This is a genomic window from Kribbella sandramycini (genome assembly GCF_013131805.1).
Taxonomy (GTDB): domain Bacteria; phylum Actinomycetota; class Actinomycetes; order Propionibacteriales; family Kribbellaceae; genus Kribbella; species Kribbella sandramycini.
In genome coordinates, this window is sequence record NZ_JABJRC010000001.1 from 568,788 (window position 1) to 588,855 (window position 20,068).

The window sequence follows — 20,068 nt, forward strand, 5'->3', positions numbered from 1 at the left end:
GTTACCTTCAGGATCATGCGTCTCTGGAAACGAGCAGTTGCCGTCGTCCTGGTCGCCACCGCTGTCCTGGTGCTGGAGAGCTGGGTCGCGCACGCCTCGCCGGCGCTGTTCAAGAACTGCACCTACACGCGGACCGGCGACGGCGACGTCCGGCCGCCGTACTCGCTGGCGCCGCTGCTCGGCGCGGTGAAGGTCACCGTCAGCACCGATCGCGGCACGCTGGAGCTCCGGCTCGACCGGAAGAACGCGCCCTGCGCGGTGCACAGCTTCACGCATCTCGCGCTGAACCGGTACTACCACGAGACTCCGTGCCGCACCCGGGCGATCCTCGAGTGCGGCGCGGGCCAAGCCGGCTTTCGCTACCCGACCGAGCTGACCGGCCAGGAGCAGTACCGCCGCGGCGTGGTTGCCGTCAGCAAAGACGGCGACGGGAACGGCGGCGGCTTCTTCCTGGTCCACGACGTGCACGGCGCGCCGGCCGGCACCACGATCATCGGCGCCGTCAGCAACGGCCTCGTCCTGCTCGACCAGCTCGCCGCCGACCCGGACCGCCCGGTCCGGATCAGCGAAGTGCGGATCGGTTAGAGCACCGGCAGGAGTTTGTTGAGCTCGAAGGGCGTCACCTGGCGGCGGTAGTCCTGCCACTCGGCGCGCTTGTTGCGGAGGAAGAAGTCGAAGACGTGCTCGCCGAGGGTCTCGGCGACCAGCTCGCTCTCCTCCATCGCGTGGATCGCCTCGGCCAGGCTGCCCGGCAGCGGTTTGATCCCGAGCGCCTTGCGCTCCCGCGGCGTCAGCGACCAGACGTCCTCCTCGACCTCCCGCGGCAGCTCGTAGCCCTCCTCGATCCCCTTCAGGCCGGCGGCGAGCATCAGCGCGAACGCGAGGTACGGGTTGGCGGCCGAATCCAGCGAGCGGAACTCGACGCGCGACGACTGACCCTTGTGCGGTTTGTACATCGGCACCCGGACCAGCGCGGAGCGGTTGTTGTGCCCCCAGGAGACGAACGACGGCGCCTCATCGCCGACGGCGAGCCGCTTGTAGGAGTTCACCCACTGGTTGGTGACGGCGGTGATCTCGGCGGCGTGGTGCAGCAGGCCGGCGATGAACGCGCGCCCGGTCTTGGACAGCTGGTACTGCGCGCCGCCCTCGAAGAACGCGTTCCGGTCGCCCTCGAACAGCGACATGTGGGTGTGCATCCCGGAGCCGGGCTGGTCGCTCAGCGGCTTCGGCATGAAGGAGGCGTAGATGCCCTGGGAGAGCGCGACCTCCTTCACCACGACGCGGAACGTCATGATGTTGTCGGCGGTGCTCAGGGCGTCGGCGTACCGCAGGTCGATCTCCTGCTGGCCGGGGCCGCCCTCGTGGTGGCTGAACTCGACCGAGATGCCCATCGACTCCAGCATCGTGATCGCCTCGCGGCGGAAGTCGTTGCCGATGCCTTGCGGGGTGTGGTCGAAGTAGCCCGAGGAGTCGACCGGCTCCGGCGTCGTGCCGGGGGCGCCGGCCAGCGACTTGAACAGGTAGAACTCGATCTCGGGGTGGGTGTAGAAGGTGAAGCCGAGGTCGGCGGCCTTCGACAGCGTCCGCTTCAGCACGTGCCGCGGGTCGGCGAACGAGGCCGAGCCGTCGGGCATGTTGATATCGCAGAACATCCGCGCGGTACCCATCGTCTCGCCGCGCCAGGGCAGGATCTGGAACGTCGACGGGTCCGGTTTGGCGAGCATGTCGGCCTCGGTCACCCGGGCGAACCCCTCGATCGCCGAGCCGTCGAACCCGAGGCCCTCGGAGAACGCGCCCTCCAGCTCGGCCGGGGCGACCGCCACCGACTTCAGGAACCCGAGTACGTCGGTGAACCAGAGCCGCACGAAACGTACGTCGCGCTCCTCGAGTGCGCGCAGTACGAACTCCTGCTGCTTGTCCATTCCGGTCCACCTCGCTCGTCAGGTTGTGCGGCCCTCACACAGTGTGCCCCGCCTCTGTTAAGCAGACGTTACGTGCTGGCCGAGACATCTGACGTGTCAGGTCATACCGTGTCCCCGTGCAAACGACGTTTCGGGTCGCTCTCGTGGTGGCGGGGATCCTCTGCCTGAGCGACCTGCTGCTGTCGACGGCGCGCTTCGTCCAGTCGCTGCGCAAGCGCCGGCCCGCCGAGCGGGACGTGCTCGGCCGCCGTTGGCTCCCGCTGCCCGAGATCGGGTTCGGGATGTGCGCCTTCTGCTGCCCAGGGCTGGTCGCGCTCGGGCTGACCCACCACGACGCCGACGGCCTGCCGACCCGGCAGATCCTGCTCGCCGCGTTCGTCTTCGGGTACGCCGGGGCCGTGCTGTCCCGCGTCGTCCGGACGCCGGGGCCCGGTGGCCGCCGCTTCCGGTTACGCGCCGGCCTGCTGCTCGGCCTGCCCGCGATCTTCGGCCTGGTCTTCGGCCTGTCCGGGATCGCGGTGTAGCTTCCGCCGGACGAACGGCACGATCCGCTCCAGCGGCGCGAAGGCCAGCCAGCAGACCACGGTCGGCAGGAAGTGGATCAGCAGGATCGCCGTGTTCGCGACGTGGAAGCCGATGAAGAACAGCGCGCCGAGCAGCTGCCAGCGGCCCTTCAGCCAGAGGATCACCGGCGAGAGGAACTCGGCGACGAACCCGACCCACTGCATCACCTGCAGCAGCCACGGATGCAGCAGCAGCCACTCCCCGACCGGATGCGGCCGCCGCACGATCGCCCAGGTCAGAATCGCGCTGTTCGGCCACGACAGCAGCTTCCACCCCGGACTGCGAACCTTCGCCACCCAGGACAGGAAGTACGTCGCGATCACACTGATCTGCACACAGCGGACCGCCCACCCGGCTGCCTCCGACCGGGTCTGATCGCCGTACGCCGATGCCCCGCGCCGGGCCCCGGACACGGTCGGCAGCACCCACAGCGCGACCACGAGCGCGAGGTGGTCGTGGTCGACCTTGCCGTCGCTCATCCCGATCAGGACCCACCAGGTGAACGCCGGGGCGACGATCCACCCGGCGACCCGGGGGAAGTAGTTCGTCGCGCCGATGAGGCAGGCCACGATCAGGACGACGTACAGCGCTGTCGTGTTGGCGACCGACGGGACGGGCAGGTGGAAGATCCGGGCCAGCAGCAGCGGCTGGTAGAGATCGGGGTGTTCGCCCTTGAGCCGGGTGTCGCGGACGAACGCGTGCATGTCGAGGATGACGAACAGGTAGAGAATCGTCCGCAGCCAGGCGATCCGGGCCAGCGCGATCGACGGCGTGAACCAGCCCGCGATCCGGGCCGCCCGGCTCGGCGGCTGTTCGGTGACCGTCGTCATCGGCGGACCTGCCAGGTGGCGAGGACCTCAGGTGTCGGCGGGCCGACGACGCGACCGCCGACCAGCTTGGTGGTGTCGCGGATCAGTTCGAGTTTCAGGTACTTCGGCTGATCGGGATGTTTCTTCGCCCAGCCGTCGGCGACCTGTTGCAGCAGCGCCGGGTTCTTGACGATCTCGCCGGTCCGGGCCTCGATCTCGGCCCGGGCGACCCCGGCGCCCTCGATGTTGAGCGGTACGTCGACCGATGTCCCGGCGTCGGTCTGCGCGGTGATCCGGGTGAACGTGACCTCGGCGTCGTCCGCCACGCTGCCGGCGTACTGCGACATCGGGCCGAACGGCCAGGCGTCGTCGGAGGCTCGGGCCGAGCCGTTGATCAGCAGCCCGATCCCGACCACGGCGACGGCCACCCGGATCGTCTTGCCGGCCCGTCCCAGCCGGCGATCACCGTTCGTCACCTGACGTATTAGACCACCAGCGCGGTTTTCGGCTTCTTCGTCCGGTAGGTGAGCCGGCGGATCATCGACTCGAACGGCCCGCGATAGCCCTTGCGCCGCATCCACTCGGCCAGACCGACCGTGGCCAGCCAGGTCGCGATCGCGAGCAGCGCCGTGGTCGTGGTGGTCAGGGTGTTCGACAGGCCGAGCAGGTAGGGCGTGAAAACGATCGTCCAGACCACCGATTGGGCCAGGTAGCAGGTCATCGACCGCTGTCCGACCGCGGCGATCGCGGTGGTGAATCGGCCGCGGGTGAGCCGGCGGGCGATCAGCACGATCAGGGCGGCGTACCCGAAACCACCGAAGAGACCGGTTGCGTCGTGCAACGGCCCGAGATAGCTGAGCGTGTCGTTGGCCGGCTGCTTGATGATGCCGCCGACAACGAGTGAGACCGGGAGCGCGCCGAGGATCGCGATCGTCAGGCCGACGAGCGCCGTCGTCCGCAACAGGGTCTGGTGTTCGGCCGGGCGCTCGAGGATGCGGCGCCGTCCGGCCCACAAACCGATCAGGAACGGAGCAACGAATCCGATCCAGCCCAGTAAGGCGATGATCGAATGCGCGCCCAGCCGATCGGCGAACTGACCAAGCAGCTCGGGCGGCAGCATGGCCGGATCCGGGCCCTCCGTCATCGTCGAGAACGAGTCGTCGCTGGGCAACGCGGTCAGCACCCAGACCAGGCCGGCCACGATGAACAGCCAGATGTCCTTCCAGCGCAGTGCCCAGACGCCGAGGAACAGCAGCACGCCGTACGCGCCGAGGATGTCGCCGACGTAGAGCAGCATCGCGTGCGCGAAGCCCACCACGACGAGCACCAGGCTCCGCCGCCACAACAGCTTCCGGATCGGCCACCACTCCCGGCCGCTCTCCCGCTGCCGCCGGACGATCTGCGCCACGCCGTACCCGAACAGCACGCCGAACATCGGAAACGCCCGGCCGTCGACGAAGGTCGAGATCAGGAACCCGGCGCCGCGATCCAGGACGTTCCCGTCCACCGGGAAGCCCCCGAACCACCGCGCGCCGCCGACGAAGTAATGCGAGTTCGCCAGCGCGATGAACAACAACATGAACCCCCGGGCCAGATCCGGCCCGAGCGCTCGCTCCCCCACCCCAGTAGGCCCGCCCACTCCATTCATGCCACCCACTCAACCGGTTCGCCCCGCCGCCGTCGTCGTACGAAAGTTCCCACCCGGGCGAACCTTCGTACAGAAAACAGCCCGCCGCACTCGCCCCGTTTCCTACGCCCACCCAGCAAACCGCCCCCAGCCCGCGCACCCCACCCCCGTTTCCTGGGCCCACCCAGCAAACGCTGGGTGGGCCAACCGCCTGCCGCTGGCCCACCCACCAACTCGTGGGCTCACCCACCAAACACCTACGCCCACCCAGCAAACCGCCCCCAGCCCGCGCACCCCACCCCGGTTTCCTGGGCCCACCCAGCAAACGGTGGGTGAGCCAACCGCCTACCGCTGGCCCACCCACCAACTCGTGGGCTCACCCACCAAACACCTACGCCCACCCAGCAAACCGCCCCCAGCCCGCGCACCCCACCCCCGTTTGCTGGGCCCACCCAGCAAACGGGGGGTGGGCCAATCGCCTGCGGCTGGCTCACCCACGGGGCGGTGGGTGGGCCCAGGAAACGGGGGGTGGAGAGGATGGTCTGCGTGTTGTGGGGGGCATTGGGGGTGGGGAGAGCCGGGGGAGACAGTAGGGTGCTTTCGTGGCTCAGGTTCGGGTGGCTCTTGCTCAGTTGAATGTGACTGTCGGTGATGTGGACGGGAACAGCGACAAGATCGTCGCCTGGGTACGGAACGCTGTGGAGCGGGGCGCCCGGCTGGTGGCGTTCCCGGAGCTTGCGCTGACCGGTTATCCGGTCGAGGACCTGGCGCTGCGGGCGTCGTTCGTGGATGCTTCGCAGGTGAAGATCCGGCGGCTGGCCGAGCGGCTGGCGGCCGAAGGGCTCGGCGACATCGTGGTCGTCTGCGGTTACCTGGATCGCGCGAGCGGGACGGCGATGGGCGTGGACCGGCTCGGCCGGCCGAAAGGCTCGCCGACGAACGCGGCCGCGGTGATCCATCAGGGCCGCGTCGTGACCAGCGCGGTCAAACATCATCTGCCGAACTACGGAGTCTTCGACGAGTTCCGGCACTTCGTGCCCGGGAACACCTTGCAGGTGGTGCGGATCCACGGCGTCGACGTCGCGATCGTCATCTGCGAGGACCTCTGGCAGGACGGCGGGCCGGCGGCGGTCGCGAAGGCGGCCGGGGCGGGTCTGCTGCTGGTGATCAACAGCTCGCCGTACGAGGCGAACAAGGACGACGTCCGCGGCGAGCTCGTCACCCGGCGTGCCCGCGAGGCCGGCTGCGCCCTCGCGTACGTGAACCTGGTCGGCGGCCAGGACGAGCTGGTCTTCGACGGCGACTCGCTGATCGCCGGCGCCACGGGCGACATCTTCGCCCGCGCCCCGCAGTTCGAGCAGGGCTCGATGGTCGTCGACCTCGACCTGCCCGCCGCGACCGGTACGCCGTCCGGGTCGCACGAGGGGATCGACATCGTGCACACCGTCATCCACGACGAGCCGCTGCCGGCGTACGAGCCGATCGCGGCCGCCGTCGCGCCCCGGCTGTCGGACGAGGCGGAGATGTACGGCGCGATCGTGACCGGGCTCCGCGACTACGTGCAGAAGAACGGGTTCAAGTCGGTGCTGCTCGGCCTGTCCGGGGGGATCGACTCGAGTCTGGTGGCCGCGATCGCCTGTGACGCGATCGGCGCCGAGCACGTCTTCGGGATCTCCAACCCGAGCGTCTACTCCAGTGAGCACTCCAAGGACGACGCCGCCGAGCTGGCCGCGCGGACCGGGCTGAACTACCGGGTGATCCCGATCCAGCCGATGGTGCAGCCGTTCATCGACACCCTCGGCCTGACCGGTCTGGCCGAGGAGAACCTGCAGGCCCGGGTCCGGGCCGTGGTCTGGATGGGCCTGTCGAACGCCGACGGCCACCTGGTGCTTGCCTGCGGCAACAAATCCGAGCTCTCCGTCGGCTACTCGACGATCTACGGTGACGCGGTCGGCGGGTACGCCCCGCTGAAGGACGTGCCGAAGACCGTCGTCTGGCGGCTGGCCAAGTGGCGGAACGCCGATGCCGAGAAGCGCGGCCAGCAGCCGCCGATCCCGGAGAACTCGATCGCCAAACCCCCGTCCGCGGAGTTGCGGCCCGGTCAGCAGGACACCGACTCGCTGCCGCCGTACGACCTCCTGGACGACATGCTGGACGACTACGTCGAGCAGGACCGCGGCAGCGCCGAGCTGGTTGCCGCGGGTTTCGAGACCGAGCTGGTGAGCAAGGTGATCCAGCTGGTCGACCGCGCGGAGTACAAGCGCCGGCAGTTCCCACCGGGCCCGAAGATCACCCACAAGGCCTTCGGCCGGGACCGCCGGTTGCCGATCACCAATGCATGGCGTGAGGACGCAAGGAAGGCAGCCGAGCACTGAGCGACTCCTGGCGGTACCGCCCATCCGAAGACACCCCGTGGGGCTCGCAAGTGGAACCGAGCGAGGACTCCCGCGGCTATTCCGGCCTGTCCGGCGACGACGTGACGGACCACTCACCCACGGGCGGTGGCGCTTACCCTCCGCATCGGTGGGACGATGAGGGCATGGTTGACAACTTCCTGTCGGCCGGTACCCAGGACGACGAGGAGATGCCCTCGCCGTACGGGACCGGACCGTCGAACCGGACAACCGAAGAACAGCGCCGCTCGGACTACGACAGCGACCCGTGGCGGGATCGGGCCAGTGGCCTCGGTCTCGACCCGTCGCCGTCGCTGCCGAACGCCCCTCGCCAGTTCGAGCGCGGCCCGGTGCCGCAGCAGCCGTACGTGCCGAAGTCGCCGTACCTGCCTGCTTCGCCGCCTGCGCAGCCGCCGCAGCAGCAGCGGTACGCCGAGGAGCCCCAGGGCTACGGCCAGCCGCCGTACCAGCAGCAGGAGCAGAACCCGTTCCGCCCGCAGCAGCCGCCGGCTCAGCCGCAGCAGCCACCGCAGAACCGGCAGGCCAGCCCGTTTGCCCCGACGAACGGGAGCAACGGCGTGCCGCCGAACCGGCAGGCGCCCAGCGGCCCCCCGCCGCAGCAGGCTCCGCGCCCGCCCGCACCGCCCGCGTCCAACGGGTCGAGCAACTGGAGCAGCCCGGCCCCGACGCCGATGCAGAACGGCGCCGCACCGACGAATGGTCTGAGCCAGCAGCCGCCGACCAGCTACGGCCAGCCGCCGCCCGGTCGCCCACCCGCACACCAGCCGAGCGCGCTCACCGGCGTACAGCCGATCATTCCGCCGCAGCCGCCGTCCCAGCAGCCGATCGAGCCGCCGCAGCAACAGCCGGTCGAGCAGGCACAGCCGCAGCAGCACCAGCCGGTCGAACCGCCGCAGCAGCCGGTCCAGCAGCGGCCACAACAGCCGCCGGCGCAGACCCAGCAGCCGGCCCAGCCGCAGGCACAGCAGCCGGCGCCACCGCCGGTCCCGCCTGCGCCACAGCCTGCGCAGAATCCGGCCCCGGCGAGTGCCCCGGACACCAGCTACCTGTCCGACCCGAGCGCGGAGTACGAGAGCAACACCCCGATCAGCGAGCCGTCCAGCGGTCGCCGGGTCGGCGCTCGCCGCCGGGCGGACGTCCAGCAGGACGCCCCGAGCCAGGTCGCGATCGATCACGTCGCCTCGCACCGCGCCGCGCGCCGGGCCCAGCCCAGCGCGAGTACGGCGTCCGAGGGCGCACCGGCCGAAAGCCGTCCCACGGAGAAGCGGCCGCCTGAAGGCGGCGGATCCGGTGGCGGCTCCGGCAGCGGAACCCCGCGCCGGTACCGCGTCCATCACCTGCGGGACATGAAGAACCGCGGCGAGAAGTGGGCGATGCTGACGGCGTACGACCAGTACACCGCGGAGATCTTCGACCAGGCCGGGATCCCGGTGCTGCTGGTCGGCGACTCGGCGGCCAACAACGTCTTCGGCTACGACACCACGCTCCGCGTCACCGTCGACGAGCTGATCCCGCTGGCCCGCGCCGTCGCGAACGCCGTCGATCGCGCGCTCGTGGTCGCCGACCTGCCCTTCGGCTCCTACCAGGCGTCGCCGGAGCAGGCCTTCCACACCGCGGTGCGGTTCATGAAGGAGGCCGGCGTCCACGCGGTCAAACTCGAAGGCGGGCGGACGGTCGTCCCGATGGTCGAGAAGCTGACGCAGTCCGGCATCCCGGTGATGGCGCATATCGGCTTCACACCGCAGAGCGAGCACAGCATCGGCGGCTACCGGGTCCAGGGTCGTGGCGACCAGGCGGCCGGGCTGATCGACGACGCGGTCGCGCTGGCCGAGGCGGGCGCGTTCTCGCTGGTGCTGGAGATGGTGCCCGGTGACGTCGCGGCCGAGATCACCAAACGCGTCCCGATCCCGACCGTCGGCATCGGCGCCGGTCGCGACACCGACGCGCAGGTGCTCGTCTGGCAGGACATGGCCGGCCTGCGCTCCGGCGCGATGCCGCGCTTCGTCAAGCAGTACGCCGATCTGCGCGGCATCCTCACCGGGGCCGTCACGGCGTACGTCGCCGATGTCGCCTCGGGCGCCTTCCCAGGAGACGAGCACACCTTCTGAGCCGGGAGTTGGGAACGGGCCGGTCTGTAAGCCGGATTCTGTTGTCGGCGACCATCCATCTACGGCGGCTGTTACCAGCCGCCTCCAGCAGCCTACCCGCGAGCTCGGGCGGGCAGCCCTCGAACGCTCGCGCGGACGACGGTTGCCCGCCGTCCTTCTTGGCCTTGCTCCACGTGGGGTTTACCGAGCCTCCCCAGTCACCTGGGGAGCTGGTGGTCTCTTACACCACCGTTTCACCCTCACCCGCACCTGGATGAACCACGGGGTTCATCCAGGCCGCTGGCGGTCTGTTCTCTGTGGCACTGTCCCGCGGGTTGCCCCGGGTGGGCGTTACCCACCACGCTGCCCTGTGGAGTCCGGACTTTCCTCGGCGCCCACTCGCGTGGACGACGCGATCGCCCGACCGGCCCGTTCCGGGATCAGGATACGGCTTGCGGGGAGACTTCCGGCCATCGGCCGTCCGGGCCGCGCTCGTAATCGCGGACGTCGACCACCGCGTCCAGGTTCAGCGGGCCGTAGATGTGCGGGAAGCTGATGCCGATCCCGTCCAGGTCCTCGTCGCACAGGGCCGAGACGAGCCGCTCGGTGTCGATCACGAGCAGGTTCAGCGCGCCCTCGACGTCGGCGTAGACGAAGTTGGCCACCATCGCGACCTGGTCGTGCCGCGACGCGTGGATGAAGGTCGCGCCGTCGTCCAGGGATTTGCCGCGCGTCGACCACCGGTAGCAGCCCGCCTGCAGTGCGGCCGCCCAGTCGCCGGGGAGCGCGAGATGAAAGATCGTCGCCATGGGCACAGATTAGAACAAGTTACTTCGGATGGTCGCCCAACGAAGTCTTGACGTGACGCTCCGGGGCAGGAAACATCCGATAGCACCCAGGGTTCGCCCGCACCCGGCCGATGGGTCCGCCCCGCACCATCAGTGAGGTCCGATGCACTTCCCAGTGCGCTCACGCCTGCCCAAAATCCGGCCGAAGCTCCGCATCCTGCTCTGTCTGGCCCTGACTGCCAGTGTGTTGTCCGCACCGTCGGCTCAGGCGGCGCCCGGCACCACGGCCTGGCGCGACGGCGCGTTCGCCGTCGACACCCCGAACGTCGTCCGGCGCTCGGACGTCGTCCTGCAGCGCCCCAACCCGGCCCCGGCCGACTCGCTCCCCTTGGGCAACGGCGCCCTCGGCGCAGCCGTCTGGGCCGCCGGCGGATTCACCGCCCAACTCAACCGCACCGATACCTTCCCCGATCGCAAATCCCTTGGCCACTTGGTGATTCCGGGCCTGTCCCGGCTCACCGGCGCGGCCGACTTCACCGCGAAACTCGACCTGTACGACGGGATGCTCCGGCAATCCGGCGGCGGGATGACCGCGACGGTGTTCATCCGGGCCGACACCCAGCAGCTCGTCGTCGACGTCACCGGCGCCGACCCGAACAGCACCCAGACCGCACAGGTGAAGCTGTGGTCCGGGCGGGCGCCGCAGGCCCGAGCCGTCGGCGGTACGGCGGCGCTCGCCGAAACGTGGATCGACAACAACGGCGCCGGCGCATCCGGACGCACCTTCGGCTCGCTCGCCGGTATCAGCGCGGGCGGTCGCAACGTCGTTGCCTCCACCCCCGACAATCTGACCGCCCAGGTCAGCTTCCAGCCGAACGCGAACGGCTCGTTCCGGGTCGTCGTCGCGGCGCCGGCCTGGACCGGCGGCGATTCGCTCGCCACCACGAACAGCGTCCTGAGCGGCGCGCTGCAGGGTGAGGTTCGCGCCGCGCATCTCCAGTGGTGGCACAACTACTGGAGCTCGGCCGGGCTGATCAAGATCACGTCACCCGACGGAACCGGCGACTACGTCGAGAACCTGCGGACGATCTTCCTCTACGCGAGCGCGGCGCAGAGTCGCGGCGTCCTGCCCGGCTCCCAGGCCGGGGTCGCGGATCTGTTCACGTTCTCGCAGGACAAACGGGACTGGTATCCGGCCGGCTATTGGTTCTGGAACCTGCGGATGCAGGTCGCCGCGAACCTGGCCGCAGGGCTGCCCGCGCTCAACGATCCGATGTTCCGGCTCTACCGGGACAACCTGGACGCGATCGCCGCCTGGACCAGCGCGCACATGCCCGGCAAACAAGGGCTTTGCGTGCCGGAGACGATGCGGTTCAACGGCAACGGCACCTACAACGGCGGTAACGACAACGCGTCGTGTGACTCGACGATCCCGCCGATGTGGAACTCCCTCAACGTCACCACGGGCGCGGAGGTCGGCCTGTGGGTGTGGGAGCACTACCGGATGACCGACGACCGGGCCTTCCTGCAGGCGCAGTATCCGTTGATCAAGGGCGCGGCGCAGTTCCTGCTCTCGCACGCGACGACGGGTGCCGACGGCAAGCTTCACACCCGGTCGAACGCCCATGAAACCCAGTGGGACGTCACCAACCCGGCCACGGATGTCGCGGCCATGCAGTCGTTCTTCCCGGTCGCCGTCCGGGCCGCGCAACTACTGAACGTCGACGCGGCGCTGGTCAATCAGCTCAACGCGGCGATCCCGAAACTGCAGACGTTGCCGCGCACCGACACGGCGACCCAGCAACAGTTGCTGACCCCGGCGGACGACGCCAACGGCACCACGATGATCGGTCCCTCCACCCAGCCGGCCGCCCAGCGGCGCAACTTCGAGAACATCGGCCTGGAAGCGGTCTGGCCGTTCAACCTGATCGGTGACAACTCGGCGCTCGGCCGCCGCACCTACACCGCCCGCAGCTACGTCAACAGCCACACCTGGAGCTACGACGCGCTGCACGCCGCCCGGCTCGGAATGGCCGGCGAGGTCAAGACCGCGCTACTGGCCGCGATCCGGCAGTTCCAGGTCTATCCGTCGGGGATGGCGAGCTTCACCGCCCAACAGGCGTCGGAGCCGTACATCGAGCATTCCGGCGTGCTGGCGATCGCCGTACCGGAGGCGCTCGCGCAGGACTACGACGGCCTGCTGCGGATCGCACCCGCCTGGCCGAGTGACTGGACCGGCGAAGGGACGGTTGCCATCGGCCACAAGTCGAAGGTGCACGTCCAGGTCAGCGGCGGGACGCCGACCACGGTGGCGATCAGCTCCGGCGCCGACCAGCAGCTCGCCGTCCGGAGTCCGTGGCCCGGTCAGAACGTGACCGTGCTCGACGGCCGCACCCGGGCCGTCGTCGTCCCGGCGCAGTCCAGCACGACGTTCACGATTCCGGCGCAGGCCGGCCGGTCCTACCTGGTGGAGAAGACCGGATCCGCAGTCCAGCCGTTCGAGGCCCTCACCGGAACGCCGGCCACTGTCGCCCGGCGCTACGACCGGGTCTCGATCGGGTTGCCGAAGGCAACGCCCGGCACCGGCACGATCAGCCTGCGCGCCCGCGCCAATGGCAGGTACGTAACGGCCGGCACCGGGACGCCGCTGATCGCGAACAGCACCACGATCGATACCGCGCAGCAGTTCGAGATGGCCGACCTCGGCAACGGGAACGTCTCGCTGAAGGCCAAGGCCAACGGCCTGTACGTCGCCGCCGACAACGCCGGGGCAGCTCCGCTGCTGGCCAAGAACGCCGCCGTCGGCTCCTGGGAGACGTTCCAGCTGATCCGCAACGGCGACGGCACGGTCAGCTTCCGCGCGCAAGTCAACAACAACCTGGTCTGCGCCGAGAACGCCGGCGCGGCCGCCCTGATCGCCAACCGAGCGGCGATCGGCCCCTGGGAGCAATTCGACCTGATCAACAACTGAAGGAGCAAGCCATATGACCAGGAAAGGTGTCCGGCGGATCTCCTTGCTGATCTCCGCCGTCCTGACCGCAACTCTCGGCCTGACCGCCTCCACGGCGGTCGCCGGCTCCACGATCCCGCCCGGCGACTACCAGCAGATCTCGCTGGCCAGTGGCGCCAACGAGCTCGGCGAGCCGATGTCGCTCGCCGTCCTGCCGAACCGGTCGGTGATCCACACCGCCCGCGACGGCTCGGTGCGGATCACCGATGTGAACGGCGCGACGTCGCTGGCCGGCAAGCTGAGTGTCTACACCCATGACGAGGAAGGTCTGCAGGGCGTCGCGGTGGACCCGAATTTCGCGACGAACCGCTTTGTCTACTTGTACTTCTCACCGCAGCTGAACACACCGGGCGGCGACGCCCCGACCGAAGGCAGCCAATCCACCTGGGACACCTGGAAGGGTGAGCTGCACCTGTCAAGGTTCGTCCTGAGGACCGACAACACGCTCGACCTGGCCAGCCAGCGGATCGTGCTGCGCGTGCCCAACGACCGCGGCCAGTGCTGTCACGTCGGCGGCGATATCGACTTCGATGCGGCCGGCAACCTTTATCTGACCACCGGCGACGACACCAACCCGTTCCAGTCCGACAGCTACACGCCGATCGACGAGCGGTCCAACCGGAACCCGCAGTTCGACGCGCAGCGGACGTCGGGGAACACCAACGACCTGCGCGGCAAGGTGCTCCGGATCAAACCGCAGGCCGACGGCACCTACACGATCCCGGCCGGCAACATGTTCCCGCCCGGCACCGCGCAGACCCGGCCGGAGATCTACGCGATGGGTTTCCGGAACCCGTTCCGGATGAGTGTCGACAAGGCGACCGGCATCGTCTACCTCGGCGACTACGGCCCGGACGCCGGTGTCACCAACCCGAACCGCGGCCCGAACGGTCAGGTCGAGTTCAACCGGATCACTGCCCCCGGCAACTACGGCTGGCCGTACTGCACCGGCCTGAACACCAGCACCGAGACCTACAACGACTACGTGTTCCCGAGCGGCCCCTCGGGCGCGAAGTTCAACTGCACCGGCGGCCCGACGAACAACTCACCGCGCAACACCGGTCTGACCACGCTGCCCCCGGCCCAGCCGTCCTGGATCCGGTACGCCGGTGACGCCGGTACGCCGCCCGAGTTCGGCACCGGCTCGGAGTCCCCGATGGGCGGCCCGGTGTACCGTTTCGACGCCAACCTGAACTCGCCGGTCAAGTTCCCGGCCTCGCTGAACGGCCGCTACTTCGCCGGTGAGCTCGGCCGCCGCTGGATCAAGGCCATCGAGGTGACCGGGACCGGCGGCGTCGGCGACATCGGCGCCTTCCCCTGGACCGGCACGCAGGTGATGGACATGGCGTTCGGCCCGGACGGCGCGCTCTACGTCCTCGACTACGGCACCGGCTCCAACAACCAGGCGCTCTGGCGGATCGAGTACATCGGCGCGCAGAACCGCAACCCGATCGCCAAGGCGGCCGGTACGCCGACGTCCGGCGGCCGCCCGTTGACGGTGAACTTCTCCTCGGCCGGCAGCTCCGACCCCGAGGGCGGCGCGCTCACCTATCGCTGGACCTTCGGCGACGGCGGCACCTCGACCCAGGCCAACCCGACGTACACCTACAACACGGCCGGCAACTTCACCGCGACGCTGACCGTGACCGACCCGACCGGACTGACCGGATCGGCGAACGTCCAGATCAGCGTCGGGAACACCGCGCCGACCGTGACCATGCAGACCCCCGCCGACGGACAGCTGTTCTCGTTCGGCGACAACGTGCCGTTCCAGGTCACCGTCACCGATCCCGAGGACGGGACGATCGACTGCTCCCGGGTGAAGGTGACCTACCTGCTCGGCCACGACTCGCACGAACACGAGATCACCGCGAAGAACGGCTGTAGCGGATCGATCGACGTACCGGTGGACGGTGAGCACGACCCGGCAGCCAACGTGTACGGCGTCTTCACCGCGTCCTACACCGACAACGGCGGACTGACCTCGGTCGACAAGCACAAGCTGCAGCCACGGCACCGCCAGGCCGAGCACTTCGGCGCGCAGGCCGGCATCCAACTCGCCGACCACGCGACGGCCGAGGGCGGCAAGACCGTCGGGTACGTCGACAACAACGACTGGATCTCCTTCCAGCCGTACGTGGTCGGCAACGCGACCTCGTTCACCGCGCGGGTCTCGTCGGGTGGCGTCGGCGGCACACTCGAGGTCCGAGTCGGCTCGCCGAACGGAACGCTGCTGGGCAGCGCCGCCGTGTCGCCGACCGGTAGCTGGGACACGTTCGTCAACGTCAGCGGCAACCTGAGCAACCGGCCGTCCGGATCGACCACCCTGGTGCTGGTCTTCAAGGGCCCGACCGGCGGCAACCTGTTCGACCTGGACGCGTTCACGCTGAACACGACCGGCTCCGGCGGGACCACGACCGAAGGTGAGGCGTTCACCTCGCAGTCCGGCGTCCAGCGCGCGCCGCACACCAACGCGAGCGGCGGCGCGACCGTCGGCTACATCGAGAACGGCGACTGGGCCGGGTACTCGCAGGTCAGCACGGCCGGGATGCGCGGCTTCACCGCCCGGATCTCGTCGGGCGGCGCCGGCGGCACGCTGCAGATCCGCGCGGGCGCGGCGACCGGGACCTTGCTCGGGTCGGTCGCCGTCCCGGTCACCGGCGGCTGGGAGAACTTCCAGAACGTCTCGACCACGCTGAACGGCGCCGCGAGCGGTCCGCTGTTCCTGGCCTTCGTCGGCGGCGCCGGAAACCTGTACGACGTCGACACCTTCACCGTCACCCCTTGAGGAGCATCATGACCACCTTCTCCCGACGTACCGCACTCATCGCCGGTGGCCTGATCGTCGCCGGCCTGAACACCGAGCTGGCGTGCGCGGTGGCGCCGTACCAGGTGCTCGTCTTCAGCAAGACCGCCGGCTTCCGGCACGACTCGATCCCGGCCGGGATCCAGGCCATCCGCGACCTGGGCGCGGCGAACGGGTTCACGGTCACCGCGACCGAGGACGCCAACGCGTTCACGACCGCGTCGCTGGCGGCGTACAAGGCCGTCGTCTTCCTGAGCACGACCGGGGATGTGCTGAACGCCGCGCAGCAGACCGCGTTCGAGTCGTACATCAACGGCGGCGGCGGGTACGTCGGCGTCCACGCGGCCGCGGACACGGAGTACGGCTGGCCTTGGTACGGGCAGCTGGTCGGCGCGTGGTTCCACAGCCACCCGCACATCCAGCAGGTCACCGCCCGGGTCGAGGACCGCACGCATCAGTCGACGACGCATCTCGGCGCGACCTGGGTGCGGTCGGACGAGCTGTACAACTACGGCACCAACCCGCGGCCGAACGTGCGTGTGCTGATCAACCTCGACGAGTCCACCTACAGCGGCGGCAACATGGGCGACCACCCGATCGCCTGGTACCACGCCCAGGGCTCGGGGCGGTCGTTCTACACGGGCTTCGGGCACACGATCGCGTCGTACTCCGAGCCGGCCTTCCGGCAGCACCTGCTCGGCGGCATCCAGTACGCCGCGGGCGCGACCTCCACTCCCCCGGTCATCCCGATCGAGGGTGAGGCGTTCACGTCGCAGTCCGGCGTTCAGATCGCGCCGCACAACGGCGCGACCGGCGGGCGGACGCTCGGTTACATCGACAACGGCGATTGGGCGGGCTACTCGCAGGTGAGTACCGCGGGCGCCACGCGGTTCACCGCGCGGATCTCGTCCGGTGGCATCGGCGGCACGATCCGAATTCGGTCGGGTTCGGCGACCGGGCCGATTCTCGGATCGGTCGCAGTCCCGGTCACCGGCGGCTGGGAGAACTACCAGACCGTCACGACCGCGTTGACCGCATCCGGCACCGGGCCGCTCTTCCTGACCTTCAGCGGTGGGTCGGGCGCGCTGTTCGACGTCGACAACTTCTCGCTGAGTTAGGAGCTGGTGTACGGCGGCCCGGAGGCGGTCCGGGTCGCCGTACACCTGAGGTCGTTTAGGGTGCCTGACATGGCGAACGACGAGAGCACCGAGACCACGAAGCCGGCCGCGCCGACCGACGACCTGGTGGCCACCCGGCACAGCGTGACGATCGGCGGGCAGGAGCTGCACTACACCGCCACGACCGGCCGGATCGTGCTGCGTGAGGAGGTGCTCACCGACGGTAAGTCGGAGGGCTTCCAGCCGAAGGCCGAAGTGTTCGTGACGGCGTACACGCTGGACGACGCGGACGCGGCCGAGCGGCCGGTGACCTTCGCGTTCAACGGCGGGCCGGGGTCTTCGAGTATCTGGCTGCACCTGGGGCTGCTCGGGCCGCGCCGGGTGGTTTCGGGTGACGCGGGGTCGGTGGCGGCGCCGCCGTACGAGCTGGTCGACAACGCGGAGAGCCTGCTGCCGTACACCGACCTGGTGTTCATCGACCCGGTCTCGACCGGGTACTCGCGGGCCGTCGAGGGTGAGAAGCCGGGTGACTACCACGGCTTCACGCGGGATCTGGAGTCGGTCGGCGAGGTGATCCGGCTGTGGACGTCGCGGCACGGGCGCTGGATCTCGCCGAAGTTCCTGGCCGGCGAGTCCTACGGGACGACCCGCGCCGCCGGGCTGGCCGATCATCTGCAGAGCCGCTACGGCATGTACCTGAACGGCGTGATGCTGATCTCCGTCGTCCTCGAGTTCGGCACGCTCGACTTCTACGCCGGGAACGACCTGCCGTACACCCTGTTCCTGCCGACGTACGCCGCGATCGCGCACTACCACGGCCTGATCCCGGACCGGACCCTCGACGAGGTGATCGCCGACGCCGAGCGCTTCGCGGCCGGCCGCTACCCGAATGCCCTTGCCCAGGGCAACCGGATCCCCGCCGACTACCGGGCCGAGGTGGTCACCCGGCTGGCCGCGCTGACCGGCCTGTCCGAGGACTACATCGACCGCGTCGACCTGCGGATCGAGCACCAGCGCTTCTACACCGAGCTGCTCCGCTCCCAGCGCCGTACCGTCGGCCGCCTGGACGGCCGCTTCCTCGGCTGGGAGCAGGACTACGCGATCGATGCCAGCGGCAAGGATCCGTCGTTCGCCGCGATCATCGGCCCGTACGCCGCCGCCCTCAACCACTACGTCCGCGCCGAACTCGGCTACAGCAACGACCTGCACTACGAGACGCTCAGCTCGGACGCCGCGAAGAACTGGTCGTTCAAGGAGTTCGAGGGCGCCCAGATCACCGTCGCCGACAAACTCGCCGACGCCATGCGCACCAACCCGCACCTGAAGATCCACGTCGCCTCCGGCTACTACGACGGCGCCACGCCGTACTTCGCCACCGAGCACACCCTCGCCCGGCTCAACATCCCCCGCGACCTGGCCGCCAACATCGAGGTCAAGTACTACCCGGCCGGCCACATGATGTACGTCCACGAGCCGTCCCGCATCCAGCAGGCCGTAGACCTGGCCGCCTTCATCCAGACCGCCTCCAACCGCTGACCGGTGATCGCCTGGGTCAGGAAGGTTGGGCGCGGCGGCGGTCGTGGTGGGAGTAGAGGGCGGTGGCGATGATGGTGGCCCAGAGGTAGAGGTTGACGAGGATGCGTTCGCCGAACCAGCCGAGGCCGACGTCGGCGCCGGTGAGGAGCCGGTAGAGGGCTTGGCCGGCTTCGCTGCCGAGGCCGAGGAGCAGGACACGGGCGACGAACCAGGCCCAGCCCCAGGCGCCTTCCGCGTTGAAGTCGAAGAGTCTGCGCAGCACCACGGACGCCGTCTTGGTCACTGCTGCAGTGTGGCAGGCCGGCGGGTTAGGGGTAGAGGCGGAAGCCGGTGAAGGTGCGGTGGTGTTCGTAGGAGCGGTAGAAGGGCTCGGCGGTGTCGGTGACCAGGTCGCCGTCGAGGGCGGCGACGGTGGTGACGCCGGGGGCTGTGAGGGTGGCGTGCGCGCGGTGCAGGTCGGCGCCCAGGCTCGGCCACCCCTCGGCCTCGCAGAGCGCCACGATGCCCGTCAGGTGGGCGTGCTCGTAGCGCTGCAGGTTCACGGGAGGGTGAGGATGTCGGCGCCGGTGTCGGTGACGACGAGCGTGTGCTCGAACTGGGCGGTGCGCGACTTGTCCTTGGTGGTCGCCGTCCAGCCGTCGTCCCAGAGGTCGTAGTCGTAGCTGCCCAGCGTCAGCATCGGCTCGATGGTGAAGGTCATGCCGGGCTCGATGACGTCGTCGAAGCGTTCGTCGTCGTAGTGCGGGATGATCAGGCCGGAGTGGAACGACGTCGAGATGCCGTGGCCGGTGAAGTCGCGGACGACGCCGTACCCGAAGCGTTTCGCGTAGGACTCGATCACGCGGCCGATGATGCTGACCTGGCGACCGGGTTTGACGGCCTTGATCCCGCGCAGCAGCGCCTCGTGCGTGCGCTCGACGAGCAGGCGGCTCTCCTCGTCGACGTCGCCGACCAGGAACGTCGCGTTGGTGTCGCCGTGGACGCCGTCCAGGAACGCGGTGATGTCGACGTTGACGATGTCGCCGTCCTCGAGCGGGCGGTCGTCGGGGATGCCGTGGCAGATCACCTCGTTGACCGAGGTGCACAGCGACTTCGGGTAGCCGCGGTAGCCCAGCGTCGACGGGTACGCGCCGCGCTCGATCAGGTGCTCGTGACCGACGGCGTCCAGCTCGTCGGTCGTGACGCCCGGCTTGGCGGCGGCGCCGACCGCCTGCAGCGCCTGCGCGGCGAGTTTGCTCGCGACGCGCATCTTGTCGATCAGCTCCGGCGCGGTGACGTAGGAGCCGTCGTACGGCGCCGGGGCCGGCTTGTCGACGTACTCGGGGCGCGGAATGGCGGCAGGAACTTCGCGGCGCGGCGAGATGCCGCCGGGAGTGAGGATCGACAT

General features: G+C 69.4%; 16 protein-coding genes and 1 other RNA gene. 8 read left to right on the forward strand and 9 right to left on the reverse strand.

Going from position 1 to position 20,068, the window contains the following annotated elements:
- Positions 1 to 15: 15 nt before the first annotated feature.
- Positions 16 to 585 (forward strand): peptidylprolyl isomerase, encoded by a 570-nt coding sequence (locus HPO96_RS02465; RefSeq protein WP_171670616.1) that lies wholly within the window; start codon positions 16 to 18, stop codon positions 583 to 585.
- On the opposite strand, the gene glnA is transcribed toward HPO96_RS02465, so the two are convergent.
- Positions 582 to 1,922 (reverse strand): type I glutamate--ammonia ligase, encoded by a 1,341-nt coding sequence (gene glnA / locus HPO96_RS02470; protein WP_171670618.1) that lies wholly within the window; start codon positions 1,920 to 1,922, stop codon positions 582 to 584. The two genes, HPO96_RS02465 and glnA, sit on opposite strands and share 4 nt — an antisense overlap.
- A 116-nt stretch (positions 1,923 to 2,038) precedes the next feature.
- Between glnA and HPO96_RS02475 the strand changes: the two genes are divergently transcribed.
- Positions 2,039 to 2,446 (forward strand): hypothetical protein, encoded by a 408-nt coding sequence (locus tag HPO96_RS02475; RefSeq protein WP_171670621.1) that lies wholly within the window; start codon positions 2,039 to 2,041, stop codon positions 2,444 to 2,446.
- On the opposite strand, the gene HPO96_RS02480 is transcribed toward HPO96_RS02475, so the two are convergent.
- Genes HPO96_RS02480 through HPO96_RS02490 form a run of 3 tightly spaced genes read right to left on the reverse strand, consistent with a single transcriptional unit; the run spans position 2,372 to position 4,943 of the window.
- On the reverse strand, positions 2,372 to 3,316 hold the full coding sequence (locus tag HPO96_RS02480; protein WP_171670623.1) for a hypothetical protein: 945 nt from the start codon (positions 3,314 to 3,316) through the stop codon (positions 2,372 to 2,374). The genes HPO96_RS02475 and HPO96_RS02480 overlap by 75 nt on opposite strands.
- The gene (locus tag HPO96_RS02485) at positions 3,313 to 3,771 is read right to left on the reverse strand and encodes a hypothetical protein (RefSeq protein ID WP_337796486.1); all 459 of its coding nucleotides are present in this window, start codon (positions 3,769 to 3,771) and stop codon (positions 3,313 to 3,315) included. The genes HPO96_RS02480 and HPO96_RS02485 overlap by 4 nt, the downstream gene beginning before the upstream one ends.
- Positions 3,772 to 3,779: 8 nt before the next feature.
- A complete protein-coding gene (locus HPO96_RS02490) occupies positions 3,780 to 4,943 on the reverse strand; it encodes a DUF418 domain-containing protein (RefSeq protein ID WP_171670625.1) in 1,164 nt (387 codons plus the stop codon).
- 581 nt (positions 4,944 to 5,524) lie between these two features.
- Here HPO96_RS02490 and HPO96_RS02495 point away from each other — a divergent pair.
- Positions 5,525 to 7,297: an NAD+ synthase gene (locus HPO96_RS02495; protein WP_171670627.1), complete on the forward strand. Its 1,773-nt coding sequence runs from the start codon at positions 5,525 to 5,527 to the stop codon at positions 7,295 to 7,297.
- Between the two features lie 164 nt (positions 7,298 to 7,461).
- On the forward strand, positions 7,462 to 9,444 hold the full coding sequence (panB, locus tag HPO96_RS37855; RefSeq protein WP_238354679.1) for a 3-methyl-2-oxobutanoate hydroxymethyltransferase: 1,983 nt from the start codon (positions 7,462 to 7,464) through the stop codon (positions 9,442 to 9,444).
- Between the two features lie 11 nt (positions 9,445 to 9,455).
- On the opposite strand, the gene rnpB is transcribed toward panB, so the two are convergent.
- Positions 9,456 to 9,855, reverse strand: an RNA gene (gene rnpB / locus HPO96_RS02505) — RNase P RNA component class A.
- Positions 9,856 to 9,863: 8 nt separating this feature from the next.
- A complete protein-coding gene (locus HPO96_RS02510) occupies positions 9,864 to 10,232 on the reverse strand; it encodes a DUF952 domain-containing protein (RefSeq protein WP_171670628.1) in 369 nt (122 codons plus the stop codon).
- Positions 10,233 to 10,374: 142 nt separating this feature from the next.
- Here HPO96_RS02510 and HPO96_RS02515 point away from each other — a divergent pair, with 142 nt between their 5' ends.
- The 4 genes from HPO96_RS02515 (at position 10,375) to HPO96_RS02530 (ending at position 18,681) form a co-directional block, all read left to right on the forward strand.
- On the forward strand, positions 10,375 to 13,182 hold the full coding sequence (locus HPO96_RS02515; RefSeq protein WP_171670630.1) for a fascin domain-containing protein: 2,808 nt from the start codon (positions 10,375 to 10,377) through the stop codon (positions 13,180 to 13,182).
- Positions 13,183 to 13,195: 13 nt separating this feature from the next.
- Complete coding sequence (locus HPO96_RS02520; RefSeq protein WP_171670632.1) at positions 13,196 to 16,009, forward strand: carbohydrate-binding protein; 2,814 nt, start codon at positions 13,196 to 13,198, stop codon at positions 16,007 to 16,009.
- A gap of 8 nt (positions 16,010 to 16,017) precedes the next feature.
- Positions 16,018 to 17,145 carry a ThuA domain-containing protein gene (locus tag HPO96_RS02525; RefSeq protein ID WP_171670633.1) on the forward strand — a complete coding sequence of 376 codons (1,128 nt, stop codon included), beginning with the start codon at positions 16,018 to 16,020 and terminating at the stop codon, positions 17,143 to 17,145.
- A gap of 69 nt (positions 17,146 to 17,214) precedes the next feature.
- Positions 17,215 to 18,681, forward strand: a complete 1,467-nt coding sequence (locus tag HPO96_RS02530) for a S10 family peptidase (protein ID WP_171670635.1) — start codon at positions 17,215 to 17,217, stop codon at positions 18,679 to 18,681.
- Between the two features lie 16 nt (positions 18,682 to 18,697).
- Here the strand turns inward: HPO96_RS02530 and HPO96_RS02535 are convergent, their stop codons facing one another.
- From HPO96_RS02535 to map, 3 genes are read right to left on the reverse strand one after another with little or no spacing between them, the layout of a single operon-like run.
- Positions 18,698 to 18,964: a hypothetical protein gene (locus HPO96_RS02535; RefSeq protein ID WP_171670637.1), complete on the reverse strand. Its 267-nt coding sequence runs from the start codon at positions 18,962 to 18,964 to the stop codon at positions 18,698 to 18,700.
- A 25-nt stretch (positions 18,965 to 18,989) separates the two neighbouring features.
- Positions 18,990 to 19,223 carry a hypothetical protein gene (locus tag HPO96_RS02540; protein WP_171670639.1) on the reverse strand — a complete coding sequence of 78 codons (234 nt, stop codon included), beginning with the start codon at positions 19,221 to 19,223 and terminating at the stop codon, positions 18,990 to 18,992.
- Positions 19,220 to 20,068: a type I methionyl aminopeptidase gene (gene map / locus HPO96_RS02545; RefSeq protein WP_171670640.1), complete on the reverse strand. Its 849-nt coding sequence runs from the start codon at positions 20,066 to 20,068 to the stop codon at positions 19,220 to 19,222. Before map ends, HPO96_RS02540 begins: the two co-directional genes overlap by 4 nt.

Excerpts from the sequence above, each read along its gene's own strand:
- HPO96_RS02465 (WP_171670616.1), top strand. The coding sequence starts at position 16 with ATGCGTCTCTGGAAACGAGCAGTTGCCGTCGTCCTGGTCGCCACCGCT.
- glnA (WP_171670618.1), bottom strand. The coding sequence starts at position 1,922 with ATGGACAAGCAGCAGGAGTTCGTACTGCGCGCACTCGAGGAGCGCGAC.
- HPO96_RS02480 (WP_171670623.1), bottom strand. The coding sequence starts at position 3,316 with ATGACGACGGTCACCGAACAGCCGCCGAGCCGGGCGGCCCGGATCGCG.
- HPO96_RS02490 (WP_171670625.1), bottom strand. The coding sequence starts at position 4,943 with ATGAATGGAGTGGGCGGGCCTACTGGGGTGGGGGAGCGAGCGCTCGGG.
- panB (WP_238354679.1), top strand. The coding sequence starts at position 7,462 with ATGGTTGACAACTTCCTGTCGGCCGGTACCCAGGACGACGAGGAGATG.
- HPO96_RS02510 (WP_171670628.1), bottom strand. The coding sequence starts at position 10,232 with ATGGCGACGATCTTTCATCTCGCGCTCCCCGGCGACTGGGCGGCCGCA.
- HPO96_RS02515 (WP_171670630.1), top strand. The coding sequence starts at position 10,375 with ATGCACTTCCCAGTGCGCTCACGCCTGCCCAAAATCCGGCCGAAGCTC.
- HPO96_RS02520 (WP_171670632.1), top strand. The coding sequence starts at position 13,196 with ATGACCAGGAAAGGTGTCCGGCGGATCTCCTTGCTGATCTCCGCCGTC.
- HPO96_RS02525 (WP_171670633.1), top strand. The coding sequence starts at position 16,018 with ATGACCACCTTCTCCCGACGTACCGCACTCATCGCCGGTGGCCTGATC.
- HPO96_RS02530 (WP_171670635.1), top strand. The coding sequence starts at position 17,215 with ATGGCGAACGACGAGAGCACCGAGACCACGAAGCCGGCCGCGCCGACC.
- map (WP_171670640.1), bottom strand. The coding sequence starts at position 20,068 with ATGTCGATCCTCACTCCCGGCGGCATCTCGCCGCGCCGCGAAGTTCCT.